Origin of the sequence: Rhodococcus sp. IEGM1339, assembly GCF_050321925.1 — a bacterium.
Lineage (GTDB): Bacteria > Actinomycetota > Actinomycetes > Mycobacteriales > Mycobacteriaceae > Rhodococcus > Rhodococcus pyridinivorans.
The window spans coordinates 297,324-313,978 of the sequence record NZ_JBNQFT010000003.1; the positions used below are offsets into that span (position 1 = coordinate 297,324).

The 16,655-nt window shown below is 69.2% G+C and carries 17 protein-coding genes; 11 read left to right on the forward strand and 6 right to left on the reverse strand.

The features are described 5' to 3' along the window. Nucleotides 1-33: 33 nt before the first annotated feature. The 3 genes from ACQR3U_RS06030 to ACQR3U_RS06040 all read right to left on the reverse strand — a co-directional run bounded on the left by ACQR3U_RS06030 (nt 34) and on the right by ACQR3U_RS06040 (nt 1,932). On the reverse strand, nt 34-843 hold the full coding sequence (locus tag ACQR3U_RS06030; protein WP_138844086.1) for a class I SAM-dependent methyltransferase: 810 nt from the start codon (nt 841-843) through the stop codon (nt 34-36). Between the two features lie 3 nt (nt 844-846). Then, complete coding sequence (locus ACQR3U_RS06035) at nt 847-1,347, reverse strand: DUF2505 domain-containing protein (RefSeq protein ID WP_230809963.1); 501 nt, start codon at nt 1,345-1,347, stop codon at nt 847-849. 75 nt (nt 1,348-1,422) lie between these two features. After that, complete coding sequence (locus ACQR3U_RS06040; protein ID WP_006552370.1) at nt 1,423-1,932, reverse strand: DUF2505 domain-containing protein; 510 nt, start codon at nt 1,930-1,932, stop codon at nt 1,423-1,425. 23 nt (nt 1,933-1,955) lie between these two features. Here ACQR3U_RS06040 and ACQR3U_RS06045 point away from each other — a divergent pair, with 23 nt between their 5' ends. Beyond that, nucleotides 1,956-3,050, forward strand: a complete 1,095-nt coding sequence (locus ACQR3U_RS06045) for a UDP-N-acetylmuramate dehydrogenase (protein ID WP_080678485.1) — start codon at nt 1,956-1,958, stop codon at nt 3,048-3,050. Between the two features lie 143 nt (nt 3,051-3,193). Here ACQR3U_RS06045 and ACQR3U_RS06050 read toward each other — a convergent pair whose 3' ends face one another. Continuing rightward, the gene (locus ACQR3U_RS06050) at nt 3,194-3,943 is read right to left on the reverse strand and encodes an SDR family NAD(P)-dependent oxidoreductase (RefSeq protein WP_006552368.1); all 750 of its coding nucleotides are present in this window, start codon (nt 3,941-3,943) and stop codon (nt 3,194-3,196) included. Nucleotides 3,944-4,026: 83 nt separating this feature from the next. Between ACQR3U_RS06050 and ACQR3U_RS06055 the strand changes: the two genes are divergently transcribed. Continuing rightward, nucleotides 4,027-4,704, forward strand: coding sequence for a TetR/AcrR family transcriptional regulator (locus ACQR3U_RS06055; RefSeq protein WP_071935541.1), 678 nt, complete (start codon nt 4,027-4,029; stop codon nt 4,702-4,704). Nucleotides 4,705-4,986: 282 nt separating this feature from the next. Then, nucleotides 4,987-6,312 (forward strand): ROK family transcriptional regulator, encoded by a 1,326-nt coding sequence (locus ACQR3U_RS06060; protein WP_372477533.1) that lies wholly within the window; start codon nt 4,987-4,989, stop codon nt 6,310-6,312. 15 nt (nt 6,313-6,327) lie between these two features. Here ACQR3U_RS06060 and ACQR3U_RS06065 read toward each other — a convergent pair whose 3' ends face one another. Next, a complete protein-coding gene (locus ACQR3U_RS06065; protein ID WP_230809964.1) occupies nt 6,328-7,422 on the reverse strand; it encodes a tocopherol cyclase family protein in 1,095 nt (364 codons plus the stop codon). A 50-nt stretch (nt 7,423-7,472) separates the two neighbouring features. Between ACQR3U_RS06065 and ACQR3U_RS06070 the strand changes: the two genes are divergently transcribed. The 6 genes from ACQR3U_RS06070 to ACQR3U_RS06095 all read left to right on the forward strand — a co-directional run bounded on the left by ACQR3U_RS06070 (nt 7,473) and on the right by ACQR3U_RS06095 (nt 14,196). Further along, entirely contained in the window at nt 7,473-8,801 is a 1,329-nt protein-coding gene (locus tag ACQR3U_RS06070) for an MFS transporter (RefSeq protein WP_230809965.1), read from the forward strand. A 5-nt stretch (nt 8,802-8,806) separates the two neighbouring features. Further along, a complete protein-coding gene (locus tag ACQR3U_RS06075; RefSeq protein WP_230809966.1) occupies nt 8,807-9,706 on the forward strand; it encodes an alpha/beta fold hydrolase in 900 nt (299 codons plus the stop codon). Then, entirely contained in the window at nt 9,703-11,037 is a 1,335-nt protein-coding gene (gene mshA / locus ACQR3U_RS06080; protein ID WP_230809967.1) for a D-inositol-3-phosphate glycosyltransferase, read from the forward strand. Before ACQR3U_RS06075 ends, mshA begins: the two co-directional genes overlap by 4 nt. Further along, nucleotides 11,034-11,588, forward strand: coding sequence for a YbjN domain-containing protein (locus tag ACQR3U_RS06085; protein WP_230809968.1), 555 nt, complete (start codon nt 11,034-11,036; stop codon nt 11,586-11,588). Before mshA ends, ACQR3U_RS06085 begins: the two co-directional genes overlap by 4 nt. A 444-nt stretch (nt 11,589-12,032) precedes the next feature. Then, nucleotides 12,033-12,362: a transglycosylase family protein gene (locus ACQR3U_RS06090; RefSeq protein WP_006552360.1), complete on the forward strand. Its 330-nt coding sequence runs from the start codon at nt 12,033-12,035 to the stop codon at nt 12,360-12,362. Between the two features lie 247 nt (nt 12,363-12,609). Further along, a complete protein-coding gene (locus ACQR3U_RS06095) occupies nt 12,610-14,196 on the forward strand; it encodes an AMP-binding protein (protein ID WP_230809969.1) in 1,587 nt (528 codons plus the stop codon). Between the two features lie 122 nt (nt 14,197-14,318). On the opposite strand, the gene ACQR3U_RS06100 is transcribed toward ACQR3U_RS06095, so the two are convergent. Further along, nucleotides 14,319-14,897, reverse strand: a complete 579-nt coding sequence (locus ACQR3U_RS06100; protein WP_230809970.1) for an FAD-dependent oxidoreductase — start codon at nt 14,895-14,897, stop codon at nt 14,319-14,321. 361 nt (nt 14,898-15,258) lie between these two features. Here ACQR3U_RS06100 and ACQR3U_RS06105 point away from each other — a divergent pair, with 361 nt between their 5' ends. Beyond that, nucleotides 15,259-15,522 (forward strand): hypothetical protein, encoded by a 264-nt coding sequence (locus tag ACQR3U_RS06105; RefSeq protein ID WP_230809971.1) that lies wholly within the window; start codon nt 15,259-15,261, stop codon nt 15,520-15,522. Nucleotides 15,523-15,755: 233 nt separating this feature from the next. Then, a complete protein-coding gene (locus ACQR3U_RS06110) occupies nt 15,756-16,502 on the forward strand; it encodes a phosphoglyceromutase (RefSeq protein WP_230809972.1) in 747 nt (248 codons plus the stop codon). Nucleotides 16,503-16,655 lie beyond the last annotated feature (153 nt).

The window sequence follows — 16,655 nt, forward strand, 5'->3', positions numbered from 1 at the left end:
GACCGGAGCGACGACGAACTCGGACAGACGGTCTCAGACCGCGACCAGCTCGGATGCAACGGGTGCGCCGGCGGGCGCGACCGCGTCCCATGGCACCGTCAGCACGCAGTCACGCAGACGGCGGCGGGGCGGAGACACCGGGAAGCCCTGATCCCGCAGCAGCTCGAGCGTCGCCTTCCATCGGATCCGCGGCCCGAACGCCGCGTGCGGAGCGCTCGTCGCCCACGCCCGGTCGGCCGCGCGGAGCAGCGCGTGGATCGGCTCGCCCGGGACGTTCCGGTGGATCAGCGCCTTCGGCAGCCGTTCGGCGACGTCGGACGGTCTCTCCACGTGGAACGGGCTCCACGCCAGGGTCAGCGAACGGGGACCGTGCTCGTCGAGGAGCACCCAGGCGCAGCGCCGGCCCAGCTCGTCGCACGTGCCGTCGATGAGCAGGCCGCCGGAAGCGAGGCCGGAACGCAGGTGCGCCCACGCCGGTTCGACCGCTTCCTCCGGATACTGCCGGAGCACGTTGAAGGCCCGGACCAGGGTCGGACGCAGGCCCGCGAGCTCGAAGCCGCCCCGGGCGAACGCGACACCGTCGCGGCCCGGGACCACACGGTCCGGATCGATCTCGAGACCGACCACGCGCAGATCGCTGCGGACCCGACGCAGGCGCGCGGCGAGTTCGAGGGTCGTCACCGGCATGGCGCCGTAACCCAGATCGACCACCAGCGGGTCGGTGGCGTGCGTCAACGCCCTCATGATGTGGGGGTCGTGCATCGCCCAGCGGTCGCTGCGGCGCAGCCTGTTGATGCCGGTGGTGCCGCGCGTGACGACACCGACGGGTCCTCGATTCCGCACGCGCTACCGACCGGCGAGCCAGTCGGCGGTGATGGCCGCTTCGGTGCGGAACACGTCGACGAGATTGGTGAGGATGAGTTCTTCGAGTTTGCCGCCGACGAACGGGATGTGCACCTTGGCCTCGGAGATGGTGCGGAGCGTGGCGCCGTGGTCGTCGCCGAAGAGCTCCATCGTGCCCGTGAGGCTGCCCGGACCGCCGGGGATCGACGCCTGGTAGGTGCCGGTCGCGCCGTCGGTGAACGGCCCGTAGTTCTCCTTGCGCGTGATGACCATGTCCTTCTTGATCACCGTGCGGGCGATCTCCGGCAGGTCGGAACGCGGCAGGACGTGGTGCAACACCAGCGCGATGCCCGATTCGGAGACCGTGAACCCGCGGACGTGGTTCTCCGAGTACTTGCGCATCTCGGTCATCCGCGCTTCCCAGTGGGCGGGGTCGGCGAGAGCCTCGTACACCCGCTCCGGTGGATGAGGGAAGCGGGCGGAGTAGTCGATACGCCGTGCCACGACCGGCCAGGTTACCGCGCCGGACGGCCTGCCCGGAAATCGCGACCGTCCACGGAGAGCTCAGCGGGGGTGCGATCAGGCCGAGTGGTCCCCGTTCAACCACTGCTCGGTGAAGGTGCGCTCCGCGTCGAACAGCTCGACGAGCTGCTCGACGATCATCCCCTCGATCTTGGAACCGAGGAACGGGATCTTCACCTCGACGGTGCCCTCGATGACGACGGACGAGCCCGCGCCGTCGGCGATGAGGGTCATCCCACCGGTGACCTCGCCGGGCATGCCGTCGACGTGGGCCGAGAACCTGCCCTCGGCGCGGCCGTCGGCGAGCGCTCCCCACGATTCGTGACGCCGGATGACGAGATCGCCCGGGCGGAGGCTCGTGACCATGCTCGGCAGGTGTTCGGCCGGGATGGCCTGATGGAGGTCGAGCTCGATCGTGCCGTCGCCGGTGTCGGCGCGTTCGACCGCCGCACCCGGGCCACCGACCTCACGCAGCCGGGTCTGCCAGTACTGCGGATCGACGAACGCCGCGTGGACCGCAGCAGGCGGGGACGAGTAGTTCGCAGTGTGGTCGATAGGGCTGCCCATACGGGGCACGCTACCGTTTGCTGGTGCTTGATCCACGTACCAGGGCCCGGCTCGTCGAAACGGGAGCCACGGTGTCCGAGCAGGTGTCGCTGTCGGAATTCACGACCCTCCGGCTCGGTGGCCCCGCCCGGTATCTCGTCGAATGCACGTCCACCGCGTCGTTGATCGAGGTCGTGCGCCTGCTCGACGAGCAGGAAGTGCAGCTGCTGCTCCTCGCGGGTGGCTCCAACCTCGTGATCGGCGACGACGGCTTCGACGGCGTGGTGGTGCGTGTCGCGACCACCGGTGTCGACCTCCGCGACGACCACGTCCGGGTGGACGCGGGAGCCGAATGGGACGCCGTCGTCGCGGCCACCGTGGAGGCCGGCCTCGGCGGCCTCGAATGCCTGTCGGGCATCCCCGGCTCCACGGGAGCGACGCCGGTGCAGAACGTCGGCGCGTACGGCGTCGAGGTGGGCTCGATCCTGCGTCGCGTCCGCCTGTTCGACCGCGCCACCGGCCAGGACTCGTGGGCCGGCCCCGAGGCACTCGGTCTCGGCTACCGGACCAGCATCCTCAAGCACACCGACGCAGCGGTCGTCCTCGAGGTGGAACTGGACGTGCGGAGCGACGGTTCGTCCGCACCCCTCGCATACCGGGAGCTCGCTGTCGCGCTGGGTGCGGAGGAGGGCGAGCGCCGGCCGGCGGCGCAGGTACGCCAGCACGTGCTCGCGTTGCGCCGCAGCAAGGGCATGGTGCTCGACGCCGACGACCATGACACCTGGAGCGCCGGATCGTTCTTCACGAATCCCGTCGTCCCCGACGACCGCCTGCCGCAGGTGCTCGCGGCCATCGCGGCGAAGGTGGGGGAGGACGTGCGCATCCCGCAGTTCCCCGCGGACGGCGGCACCAAACTGTCGGCCGGATGGCTCATCGAGCGGGCCGGTTTCGTGAAGGGTTTCCCCGGCGCCGACGCACCGGCGCGGTTGTCGACGAAGCACACGCTGGCGCTCACCAACAGGGGAGCGGCATCGGCCGCGGACCTCGTGGCGCTGGCGCGGACGGTGCGCGACGGCGTCGAGGACGCCTTCGGGGTCCGTCTGCATCCCGAACCCGTCACCGTGAACTGCGTGATCTGACGGACGGCCCGCCCGTCGTCCCCGGTCGAACACCCCGAAGGCGGTGGCGGGATCGAAGACCAGCTCCCGCCCACCCCCGGTGACCGTGACAGTACCGACGGGGGTGGGCGCGACCGCCTCGCCGCGCCCACCACCGCGGTGGGTCAGTCGGTGACGCGGTGGAACCGGCCGGCATTGGCCTGGTCGCGCGGCTTGACGATGATCTGGTCGAGGTTGACATGCGACGGCCGCGACGCGACGAAGCCGATGATGTCGGCGATGTCCTGGGCGACGAGCGGGGTGATGCCCTCGTACACCTTGTCGGCCCGATCCTTGTCGCCCTCGAAGCGCACCAGCGAGAACTCGGTCTCGACCGCGCCCGGCGCGACTTCGGTGAGGCGGACGGGCTGTCCGAGCAGTTCGCCGCGTAGCGTGCGGTGCAGCACGGCCTGCGCGTGCTTCGCCGAGGTGTAGCCGGCGCCGTTGTCGTAGGCCTCGAAGGCCGCGACCGAGGTGATGGTGACGATCAGGCCGTCGCCCGAGGCGATGAGCTTGGGGATCAGCGCCTTGGTGATGCGCATGGTGCCGATGACGTTGGTCTCCCACATCCAGCGCCAGTCGTCCTCGACGGCCTCGGCCACCGGTGCGAGTCCCTTGGCGCCACCGGCGTTGTTGACCAGCACGTCGACCCGCGGCAACACCGTGGTGAAAGCGTCGACCGAATCCTCGTCGGTGACGTCGAGCTCGAGCGCGGTACCGCCGATCTCGTCGGCGAGCTTCTGCAGGCGGTCGAGGCGGCGTGCGCCCACCACGACGTGGAAGCCCTGTGCGGCGAGCGTGCGGGCGGTCGCCTCGCCGATTCCGGAGGAAGCTCCGGTGACGACGGCGACGCGGGAATCGGGAGAGATGCTCATGGGGGCAATCGTAGTGTCGGGCACCGGATGCCGCCGCACGTCCCGGCCTGCGAAGTCCTTTCCGTGCGGCTACCCTGCGGCGTATGACCACCACCCGCGGTCGATACAGTTCGGGCGAACAGACCCGGATCCGGCTCGTCGAAGCCGCCGAGCGACTCTTCGCCCGCAGTGGATACGACGGGGTCACCCTCGCCGACATCCGCAAGGCCGCCGGACAGCACAACTCGTCGGTGGTCGGTTACTACTTCGGCACCAAGGAGGGGTTGCTCGAGGCGGTCTTCTCCCACCGGTTGCTCGCCCTGCACTCCCAGCGGGAAGCGCTCCTCGCCGAGATGCTGCGGACGCGGGAGACCCTCTCGGTCCGCGACCTGCTGTGGGTGATCATCCGCCCCCTGGCCGGCACGCTCGGCCGCAACAACCACTACGTCGCCTTCCTCGACCGGCTGTCGAACCACGACCGGTTCGCCGAGTGCTTCCGCGTCACCGGACCGACGGGAACCGAGAGCGGCCGCCGGTCCGACACCGCGCTACGGACCCTGCTCGGGCCGTTGCCCGACGATATCGCCGGGCAGCGTCTGCGGCTGGTCTACTCCGGCACCGTCGGTGCGCTGGCGCGGTGTCACCGTGCAGGCGAATCACCCACCACGGCAGAACTCGCCGCACTCGTCGACGCGTGGGAGGCGTTGCTGCTCGCCCCGGTGTCGGCGGAGACCGCGCACGCACGCGGGGACGTGCAGGAAGATTTCCCACCGGATCGGTGAGGATTGGACACGACGCGGTTCGGGCGATAGTTTGAGCGACATGTCAGTCGGCCGCGCCTCCGCACCGCGGGTCACCTATGTGACCGCCGCGCTGGGATCACGGCTGCCTCTGGCGCGTGAACTCTGTTGTCGCTGCTGCGGAAAGTAACTCCGCACCGATCCCGCCCTCGTTGTGCGGGTCCGTCTCCGATCATGTTCTCCACGTCGGGGTCTCGGTGCGTCGATCGTCTCCCGCCCGTTCTCCGGTCATCACGTCCGGATCAGCAGCCAAGGATCAGCGCCGTGTCGGTTCCCACTCTCTCGCCGTCCGTTTCCCTTCCCTCGCGGTCGTCCGCGCCCCGTCGCGCCGCCGGTTCCGCCGTCCGTGGATCCACGCGTGCGACGGTCGTCCGTCCCCGCACCTCCCGTGTGTCGAGCCCCGTCAGGATCGTTCCGCCGGACCTGCGTATCGCCGACGGCACCGGGGCGTCGGTCTTCCGTGTCGCCGCCAACCGCGGCCCCGTCTCGCGCGACGTGATCGCCAAGGTCACCGGTGCGAGCATCGCCACCGTCAATCGTCAGGTGTCGGCCCTGCTCTCGGCAGGTCTGCTGCGTGAGCGCGCCGACCTGACCGAACCCGGCGCGGTCGGCCGGCCGCGTGTTCCCGTCGAGGTCGACCACGAGCGGTACCTGACGGTCGGCATTCACATCGGTGCCGTCACCACCGGCATCGTCGCCAGCGACCTGCGTGGTCGCATCATCGGCGCCGTCGAGGTCCCCACGCCGACCGGCGACCAGGACGCCGCGCTCGCGTCGATCACCGCGAGCGCCAAGGCCTTCGTCGGGCGGTGGCACCGCCGCGCCCCGTTGTGGGTCGGCGTCGCACTCGGCGGGCGGGTGGACTCGAACACCGCCGTCGTCACGCACCCGCGACTCGGTTGGGTCGACGCCCGGGTCGGCGCGATCGTCGGTGGCGGTATGGGGCTTCCGGTCTCGGTGGCCGCGCACGTCGAGGCGATGGCCGCCTCCGAGCTGCTCCTCACCCCCGATCGCGACGCCCCCGAGGTCAAGGGCACCGGCCTGTACTTCTACGTTCGTGAGACGGCCGGTGTGGCAATCACTTTCGACGGCAAGGTGCACACTCCTGCCGGTGGTCCGGGCTCGGTGACGCATTTCCCCACCGGTTCGTCGGCGCGGTGCTCGTGCGGCGGCACGGGCTGCCTCGAAGCGACGGTGAGCGACCGGGCGATCGTGCAGCGTGCGGTGGCCGAGGGCATCCTCGCCGACGGCGACGACACCATCCAGTCGCTCTACCGCCTCGCGCGGAACGGATCCGAGGCCGCCCACGGTCTGCTCGTCGAGCGGGCCACGGTGCTCGGCCGCACCGTCGGAATGCTGCGCGACCTGTTCAATCCCGACCGTGTGATTCTCGGCGGACAGGCCTTCACCGAGTACCCGGCCGCGGTTCCGCACGTCGCCCGCGCGTTCGCCGCGTCGACCACCCTGCCGCGCAAGGACATCCGCATCACCGGCTTCGGAAACCGGGTGCAGGCCCACGCCGCGGGTGTCGTCTCGCTCAGCTCGTTGTTCTCGGATCCGATCGCGGCGATGAAGCGCACCGAACTCTGAGCGATCCCGTCGGATTCACACGCTCGGTGGTGCGTCCGTCGCGTCCGCAGCGGCGCCCCGCCGGTCGAGTTCCGCCCGGGCCCGGTCGAGCCCGCCGTGTTCGAGTGCGGCCGAGTGCGATTCGTCGGCCCACACCAGTTTCCCGCGTTCGTGGACCGTCACGGTCATGCGACCGCCGAGATGTTCGATCGAACCGGCGACGTTCCGTCGTTCCGCGGGCAGCGGGACCGGTAGGACGTGCGCCGCTCCGATGGGTGAACTTCCGGAGATCTCCACGCTCCAGCGGGCGTTGCGGCCGCGCAGGTGCCAGCTCTCGTCGGTGACCGTCGCCCGGACGGGGGACGTGACGGGATTGCCCAGTCGCACGATGCGCCCGTCGGCTAGTGCGACGACGACCGCCGTGACCTCCGTGTGCAGCGGACCCGAATGCACCTGCCCGCCTGCGAACGCCACACACGCCTGCGGGTCGGCGAATCCCTGCGCCTGACCCCACCACCACGACTCGGGGAAACCGCCCTTGCCCCAGTTCTTCTCGCCGTAGACCTGCGCGCCGGTCAGATCCCACTTCTCGTCGCCGAGGATCGCGTGCCCTTCCACCCGGCCGCCGAGCAGCCAGGAATGCCAGTACTGGTTGAGACCGGGGACGGAATGGAACACGCTCGACGCGCCGAAGCGGCGTCGCGGCCAGAGCCACAGATCCGACAACCGGATGTCGAGACGGGCGTCGTCGCCGAGATCCATCCACACGCGTTCGCTGTCGCCGCAGAAGACGTCGCCGGCCGATGCGCCGAGCCGATCGGGATCGGAAGCGGCCACCGGATGCGCGGCGGTGCGCAGGAAACCCCCGGGATGGGCGGCCAGACCGAGCGTCGCCCAGTGCGAGCCGGGCCCTCCCGAGTCGTCTGCACGGTTTACCCCGCACAGAGCGATGACGACGCGGCCGGTTCCGGGCTGGGTGGAGCGCCAGAAGTAACCCTCCATCGCGACGCCGTGCGCGGCGAGCGGATTCCCGAAGGGCAGATCCGCTCCCGACGCGCGGTAGCGGGTCCACAGACTCCTCGGAGAGAGATCCTTCGGTGAGAGCCGTCCGTGTCGTTCGTGCACCGCCATGCCCGCTCCGTTCCGTGGATCCGTCCTGTCCGTTTCCGGATGTACCCAGCATGGCCGTTCCCGTCACGGAACGCGCGGAATCGGGCAGCGATGTGCGGACGCGGGGGAGGTACCTTCACCTCGCGTGGTCGGTCGGCCATAACGTTGACCGGACCGGATCGGACCGAAGAGAACGCGAGAAGTACGTGACAGGAGAGAAGGGCGGCTCGTACCGCGAGTTGTTCGCAGCGCCGGGTGCAGCCGCGTTCTGCCTGGCGGGATTCGTGGCGCGACTGCCGATCGCGATGGTCGGGATCGGCATCGTCACGATGTTCTCCCAGCTCGAGGGTAACTACGCGGTCGGCGGCGCACTGTCCGCGGTGTTCGCGCTGTCGTACGCCGTGCTCACCCCGCTCGTCTCCCGCGCGGTCGACCGGTACGGCCAGCGACGGGTCCTGCCCACGGCGGCGGCCGTCAGTGCGGTCGCCACCCTCGCGATGCTCTCGGGCGTCCGGTTCGAGGTGCCCACGGTGTGGCTGTTCGTCTGCGGGATCCCGGCGGGACTCATGCCCACGATCGGCGCGATGGTGCGGGCGCGGTGGACACAGCTCTACGGCGGCACCCCGCGACTGCGCACCGCCTTCGCGCTCGAAGCGGTGGTCGACGAGGTGTGCTTCATCGTCGGCCCCGTCCTGTCGGTGGGCCTGAGCGTGGCGGTCTTCCCCGAGGCCGGCCCGCTGCTCGGCGCGGTCCTGCTGCTCGTCGGCACCCTTGCCCTTGCTGCGCTGCGCAGCACGGAGCCTCCCGTGCAACCGCACACCGACGACCGTGCGCGGACGAACATCCTGCGCATGCCCGTCCTCCTGTCGGTCGTCGTGGTGATGGTCGCGATGGGTGTGGTCTTCGGCGTGATCGATGTCGCAGCCGTCGCGTTCACGGCCGAACAGAACTCTCCGGGCTCGGCCACCTTCGCGCTCGCACTGTTCGCGACGGGTTCGGCGATGAGCGGCCTGATCTTCGGTAGCCGGGTGGGATCGAGTGCTCCGACCCGCCAGTTGTTCGTCGCCACCGGCACTCTCGCCGTGCTGCTGTGCCCGTTGCTGCTCGCCGGCTCCGTGCCGATGCTCACGGTGCTGTACTTCGTTGCCGGATGCGCGATCTCGCCCATCATGATCGTGGCGACGTCGCTGACGCAGCAGATCGTGCCGCCCGACCGGCTCACCGAGAGCATCACGTGGACCGTCGCGGGTCTCGGGGTCGGTGTCGCCGCGGGGTCTGCGCTGGTGGGGCAGGTCATCGACCGGACCGATGCCGGCACCGGATATCTCGTGGCGGTCGCCGCGGGCATCCTCGCCGTCACCTGCGCCGGCGGGATCCATGTGCGGGCACGGTTAGAGTGACGCGCATGGCAGTTCGTGAAGTGGCCGGTATCGACGGCACCTCCCTCGTGTATCGCGCATTCGGCTCCGAAACGGCACCGGTCCTGGTGCTGCTCCACGGATGGGCGCAGTCGTCGCGGTGCTGGGGCGACGGGGTTCTCGACGCACTCGCCCGCGACTTCCGTGTGGTCGCCGTCGACCTGCGCGGACACGGTTATTCGCAGGCTCCCGAGACCGGATACGCCGATCGCAAGCTCTGGGCCGGCGACCTCGCCGCGGTGCTCGCCGCCGAGAACGTCTCCGGGACGAACCCGGCGGTGCTGCTCGGATGGTCCTACGGCGGTCTGGTGATCTGCGACTATCTCGCCGAACACGGCGCGGAAGCCGTCGCCGGCCTCGTCCTCGTGGGTGCCATCACGAGCATCGGGCGCGGCGAGAAGGGCGGACGCGTCGGTGCCTCGATGCGTGCCGCGATCCCCGCCGCGATGTCCGAGGACCCGAAGGAAGCGGTGCGCGCGCTCGGTTCCTTCGGCAACGCGCTCACCGGTCCCGTCGAGGACAGCGCTCTCCTCGAGGGCAAGGGTGCGGTGTCGCAGGCACTGTTCGGCGCGAGCCTGTCCACCCCGCCCCGGGTCCGTGCGGCGCTGTTCGACCGAGCGGTGGGCAACGACGACCTGCTCGCCGGCCTGGACGTGCCGGTTCTCCTCCTGCACGGCGACGCCGACTCGGTCGTCGACGTCTCCGCGGCGCACCACGCGGCGTCGCTGCTGCGACGCGCCACGACCTCGATCTGGGAGGGCGTCGACCACGGTCCGTTCGTCGAGGATCCCCACCGGTTCGTGTCGGAGGTCGGAGAGTTCGCTCGCACCGCGACGGCAGAGGCGGCGACACGCGAAGATCGGCAGCAGGGCAGTATGGAGGGGTGACGTCCCAGCCCAGCCGCCCGCACCGCGTGGCCGTGATCTCGGTCCACACCTCGCCGCTGGCGCAGCCCGGAACCGGGGACGCAGGCGGTATGAACGTGTACGTCCTGCAGACCGCCGTCGAGCTCGCGCGTCGCGGCGTCGAAGTCGAGATCTTCACCCGTGCGACCTCGTCGGCCGATCCGGCCCTCCAGCAGGCCGCGCCCGGGGTGCTCGTCCGCAACATCGAGGCCGGCCCCTTCGAAGGCCTCGACAAACACGACCTGCCGACGCAGCTGTGCGCTTTCGCTGCCGGCGTGCTGCGCGAGGAGGCACGGCACCCGCAGGGCTACTACGACCTGGTGCACTCGCACTACTGGTTGTCGGGGCAGGTCGGCTGGCTCGCCCGCGACCGCTGGGGTGTGCCGCTCGTGCACACGGCCCACACGCTCGCCGCGGTGAAGAACGCCTCGCTCGCCGAGGGCGACACCCCCGAACCCGCAGCCCGGCAGATCGGGGAACAGCAGGTCGTCGCGGAGTCCGACCGCCTGGTGGCCAACACCGCCGACGAAGCGGGGCAGCTCGAACGCATCTACGGGGCCGATCCCGCGAAGATCGACGTCGTCGCACCGGGCGCCGACCTGAACCGCTACCGGCCCGGCGACCGCGCGGCCGCCCGCGCCGAGCTCGGACTCGACCCGCGCGAGACCGTCGTGGCATTCGTAGGCCGCATCCAGCCGCTCAAGGCCCCCGACGTGCTGCTCGAGGCCGCTGCGCGGGCACTCGCCGACGATCCCGGCATGCCACTGCGGGTGCTCGTGGTGGGAGGTCCCTCGGGAACGGGTCTCGAGCGCCCCGACGCGCTCATCGAACTCGCGTCCGCGCTGGGTATCGCGTCGCGGGTCACCTTCCTCCCGCCGCAGCCGCCGGACCGTCTCGTCCAGGTCTACCGGGCTTCGGATCTCGTTGCGGTGCCGAGCTATTCGGAGTCCTTCGGTCTCGTCGCAATCGAGGCGCAGGCTTGCGGCACGCCCGTGCTGGCCGCGAACGTCGGGGGTCTCGGCGTCGCCGTGCGCGACGGGGAGACCGGCATGCTCGTCGACGGGCACCGCATCGACGACTGGGCGACGGCGTTGCGTTCGCTCGTCGGCGATCCGGATCGTCTCGCCCGATTCGCGGCGACCGCGCCCGTGCATGCGGAGTCCTTCTCGTGGGAACACACCGCGGAAGGACTGCTCGACAGTTACCGACGGGCCGGGATGCGTCGCAACCGCGCCTTCGGTACCGGCGAGCACTCGCTGCGACGGCAGCGTGGAGTGTGGAAGTTGCGCCGGACGAGGGGAGTCACGGCATGAGCGACCGGCTCATCGAACTGATCGAATCGACGCTGCGCGATCGCGAGCTCGAGTTCTCCGTCAAGGAGGGCGGGCACTTCGTCGTCGAGCTTCCGGGCGAGAAGAAGCTCGCGACGACCACGCTGCTCAGCGTCGGACAGCACGGTGTGCGGGTCGAGGCGTTCGTGTGCCGCAAGCCGGACGAGAACTTCGAATCGGTGTACCGCTACCTGCTGCGTCGCAACCGTCGCCTGTACGGCGTGGCGTACACGCTCGACAAGGTCGGCGACATCTATCTGGTGGGACGCATCGCCGCGCACGCGTTGACCCCCGAGGAGATCGACGCGGTCCTCGGCCAGGTCCTCGAGGCGGCGGACCACGACTTCAACATCATCCTCGGTATCGGGTTCATCACGTCCATCAAGCGCGAATGGGAGTGGCGGGTCTCGCGGGGCGAACCGTTGCGCAATCTCGAGCCGTTCCGTCACCTCATCGAGGAGGAGACCGGCACGCCGTTCGAGCCCGATGTGGACGACGACGAACCCGGGGATCGGCGCGAAGCGAACGGGTGACGGCGCTGCCGGACACCGTTATCTCACCGTGAACATGTCCGGTTGGAGAGGTCTGCACGGCCGTATGGTGTGACCATTCCCACAATCGAAATCCGCTGAAAACGTCCGGGAAACGGCGCGTTCCCACGAAGCGACCTGGGGTTTTGTCGATCGCCGGTCCGGTTTCTCGCACAGCCGTACCGGAAAATCGAACCGTGACCTCGCCGTGATGAACCCTTACCGTCGATGTAGGCCCGATACCGACGGGCTTTACACACCGGCCCCGCAGCCGCTCGTTCCACCCCCGCGGGATTGTCGGATCCACAATCTGCCGAGGGGTGGAGCGAGAGAGCGACCGGGCGTGCGCCAGCACCGCACCGTGTTGCCGGCACCGACCGTCAAGCCCACATGTGGCGGACCCATTGCGTCGGGGGCCTCGCAAGCAGCCGGAAAGGATTCATCCACATGGCAAAGTTCACGATCAAGCGCGCCCTGGGCACCCTCGCTGCCTCCACTGCACTCGTTGCGACCCCGTTCGCTCTGGGTGCCGGTACCGCCAATGCTGCATCCGGTAACTGGGATGCCGTCGCACAGTGCGAGAGCGGTGGTAACTGGGCGATCAACACCGGTAACGGCTACTACGGCGGTCTGCAGTTCTCGCAGAGCACCTGGGAGGCCTACGGTGGCTCGGGAACCGCGAACAACGCGTCGCGCGAGGAACAGATCCGCGTCGCCGAGAACGTCCTCGCCGGACAGGGCGTCGGTGCATGGCCGGTCTGCGGTCAGTACCTCTGACCGCAGCGCCCTCCGGGGTGGCGAGCGCAGCTCACACGCCATCGTGAGTGCAGCTCCAGCAGCTTCACGAACCCCGCGTGCGATCCGTCGCACGCGGGGTTCGTGCTTTCCGGCAGGGGAATCGCGCCGGGACGGTATCCTCGCAATCCCCACACAGCGTGTGTGACGGGCTTCATAGCCGCTGCGGTAGTGTGAACTCGACCGAAAGTCGGCACGGCGTGCCAGCAGAATACTCGGAGGATGAGTAATGAGTTTCCGCAGTCCCTTTCCCGACGTGGACATCCCGGCATCGAGTGTCTACGACTTCCTGTTCGGTTCGCTCGACGAGTCCGAGCTCGATCGACCCGCGCTGATCGACGGCGCGTCCGGCACGGTGACGGACTACCGCACGCTCGTGACCCACATCGACGCCGTCGCCGGAGCGCTGGCCGCCCGGGGCATCGGTGTGGGGAAGGTCGTCGGGCTGCTCGCACCCAACGTGCCGGCCTTCGCCTCGGTCTTCCACGGCATCCTGAGGTCCGGCGCCACCGCGACCACGATCAACGCTCTCTACACGGCCGGGGAGATCTCGAAGCAGCTCGACGACTCGGGGGCCGTGGCACTGTTCACGGTGTCCCCGTTCCTGCCGCAGGCGAAGGAGGCCGCCGCGGCCGCCGGGATCCCCGATGAGCTGCTCTTCGTGCTCGACGGGGCCGAGGGCCATCCGTCCCTGCGCGACGTGCTCACCGAGGGGTCACCGGCTCCCGCGGTCGAGTTCGATCCGGCCACCCACCTCGCGGTACTGCCGTATTCCTCGGGCACGACCGGCCGGCCCAAGGGCGTGATGCTCACGCACCGTAATCTCGTCGCGAACGTCTGCCAGATCACCCCGCGGATGGGTATCGCCGCCGACGACCGCGTGCTCGCACTGCTGCCGTTCTTCCACATCTACGGCATGACGGTGCTGCTGAACGCCGCGCTGTACAACCGCGCGTCGCTGGTGACGATGCCGAAGTTCGACCTCGTCGACTTCCTCACCTACATCTCGGAACACAAGTGCACGTACGTGTTCATCGCGCCGCCGGTCGCGGTCGCGCTCGCCAAGCACCCCCTCGTCGACCAGTACGACCTGTCGAGCGTGCACACGGTCTTCTCCGGTGCCGCACCGCTCGACAAGGAACTCGCCGGATCCGTCGTGAAGCGCCTGGGCTGCAACGTCCGGCAGGGATACGGCATGTCGGAGATGTCGCCCGTGTCGCACGCAATTCCCTTCGAGGACAACGAGACCGATCTCGATTCGGTGGGTCCGACGATCGCGAACATGGAATGTAAGATCGTCGATCCCGCGACCGGCGAGGAAGTCGAATATCCCACCGGCGACGGCGTTTCGGCGCCCGGCGAACTGTGGTGCAAGGGGCCGAACGTCATGCTCGGTTATCTCGGCAATCCCGAGGCCACGGCCGACACCCTCGACGATGACGGCTTCCTCCACACCGGCGACATCGCCACGGTCGACGGGAAAGGTGCCGTCCGGATCGTCGACAGGCTCAAGGAACTCATCAAGTACAAGGGCTACCAGGTGCCGCCGGCCGAGCTCGAGGCTCTGCTGCTCACGCACCCGCAGATCGCCGACGCCGCGGTGATCGGCGTCCACGACGACGAGGGCGAGGAGGTCCCGAAGGCCTTCGTCGTCCGGCAGCCGGATTCGACGATCGACGAGGACGAGGTCATCGACTTCGTGGCCGCGCGGGTCGCGCCGCACAAGAAGGTCCGCCAGGTCGAGTTCATCGACACGGTGCCGAAATCCTCTGCGGGCAAGATTCTTCGGAAGGATCTGCGCGCCCTGAACGCCTGACGGGCGCACCGGCGACGTGTGGATCCCCGGGAGATCGTGTGTCTCCCGGGGATGCCGCTGTCCGGCCCCTGCTACGGAACCGCCGGGCCTCGACCTCTCGGGCCGTGGAGGACCCTGCCCGATCAGGCGAGCATGTGTGGTTCTCCCGCTCGGTACCGGTCGGCGTTGATGCGCCGCAAGGGTTCCAGTTCGGGCGGTTCGTGCAACTTGTACAGTGCCGGCGGTGCGGCGGGGGAGCCCGCAGTCTGGAGCAACGCACCCACCGCCGCCCGCGCCGATTCGTTCGCGCTCTCCATCGTCGCGAGGTCGATGTCGTTGCGGACGTAGTCGCCCGCGAGGAACAGGTTCGGGATCGCGGTGTGTGCCTCGGGCCGGTTCGCGAGCGACCCCCGCGGTGTTGATGAGCAGCGGGTGTCGTTGGTGACGCCACCGGCTCCCCACTTCACGCCGGGATCGAGGAACCACGAGGCGATGTCGTTCTCGTCGATCGCGCCCGTCCCGTCCTCGAGGCAGGCCGACATCTGCGCCCACACCTCGCGGGCGATCTCCTCCGGCGTGCACTGCCTGGCAGTTCTGCCGTAGAGGATGCCGGGGGTGTCCCAGTCGGAGATGTCCACCGACAGGCAGTCGTGCGCCGAACCGTCGCCGTACCGTTGGGCGAAGTCGCCGCGCCACAGCGAGACGGCGCGTTCGGCCGGCATCGCCGCGACGAGCTGTCGCGTCAGTGCGGAGACGAGCTGTCGCGTCAGTGCGGAGACGAGCTGTCGCGTCAGTGCGGAGACGAGGATCTCGAGGTACCCCTTCGACTTGCCGTCGGCCTCGAGGGTCTGCGCCCACGTCTCGTGTTCCCCTGGCCGTTGCGACGTTCGAGGCTATTGGTGAGGAACATGACGAGTTTGCGTATGAAGACCGCGAGTTCGTGCGGCGGGATCGAGCCGCCGAGGGAGAAGGCCGCTGTCAGGCTCTCCTGCAGACTCAGCGGGTCGTAGATGTCGAAGCGCAGCGGTGCGATGGAGGCCGGGGCGGTGAAGTGGGGCGTGCCGGGATCGCCATCCGGGAGCCGTGTCCCGCAACGGGTTTGTCGAACACGCCGTTCGGGTTTCCGGGGAACGGGATCCGTCGCATCGTGTCGGGGATGTGCTGGTTGAAGCCAGGGAAGAAGCGGAAGCCGTGTTCACCGGGCAGATCGAGGCGGCCGCCTGCCGCGGTGCCGGGGGAGGGGATGCTGCGCGCCTTGCCGCCGAGCGCGGTCGGCTCGAAGACGGTGACCTCGAAGCCGCGTTCGATCAACTCGTGCGCGGCGGCTCGGCTGTGCGCCCGCCGTGACCGGCAGGGCTGCGGCCCCGAGCGCGCCGAGGGCGGTGAGGACGGTGCGGCGGGACATGCGTCCGTCGGGCTGCGGACCCCGGTGTGACATCGAATCCCGTGTGTGTCGGTGATGACGAACTGTGGTGCGCGGCGCCGACTCCCGCGTTCCTGGCAACGTACATTGTCAGATATGGCCCACGATCGGGGGCGCCCGTGGCGAAATCCCCATCCGTGCATGTCAGGATTGGGTCATGACTATCGGAACACTTGTTCTGCTCCGCCACGGCGAGAGCGAATGGAATGCGATGAACCTGTTCACCGGCTGGGTGGACGTGCATCTGACCGACAAGGGGATCGCCGAGGGCAAGCGGGCCGGTGCCCTCCTCGCCGAGCACAATGTGCTTCCCGACGTCTCCTACACCTCCCTGCTGCGCCGCGCGATCAGCACCGCCAACTTCGCGCTCGACGCCGCCGACCGGCACTGGATCCCCGTCATCCGCGACTGGCGTCTCAACGAACGCCACTACGGCGCGCTCCAGGGCAAGAACAAGTCCGAGATCAAGGAGGAGTTCGGCGAGGAGCAGTTCATGCTGTGGCGTCGCAGCTACGACACCCCGCCGCCGCCGATCGAGCCGGGTTCGAAGTACAGCCAGGACGCCGACCCGCGCTACGCCGACGTCGACGAGGTTCCCCTCACGGAGTGCCTGAAGGACGTCGTCGCCCGTTTGATCCCGTACTGGGAGTCGACGATCTCCCAGGACCTGCTCGCGGGCAAGACCGTGCTCGTCACCGCGCACGGCAACTCGTTGCGCGCGCTCGTCAAGCACCTCGACGGGATCTCCGACGACGACATCGCGGGCCTGAACATTCCGACGGGCATCCCGCTGCGCTACGACCTCGACGAGAACCTGCGCCCGCTGAACCCGGGTGGCACCTATCTCGACCCCGAGGCCGCAGCTGCCGGTGCGGCGGCGGTCGCGAACCAGGGCGCCAAGTAGCAGCCTCACGGAAGCGAGATCCGACCCCGTTGCCGTTCGGTGACGGGGTCGGTTCGTTCGTGCAGGTCCGTCGCAGAGTGGTCCGTTCTGGGCGAACAAAGGGTGAACAACACTCCAACATCCGAAAAATGAGGTGTGACGTGCGGGAAATGC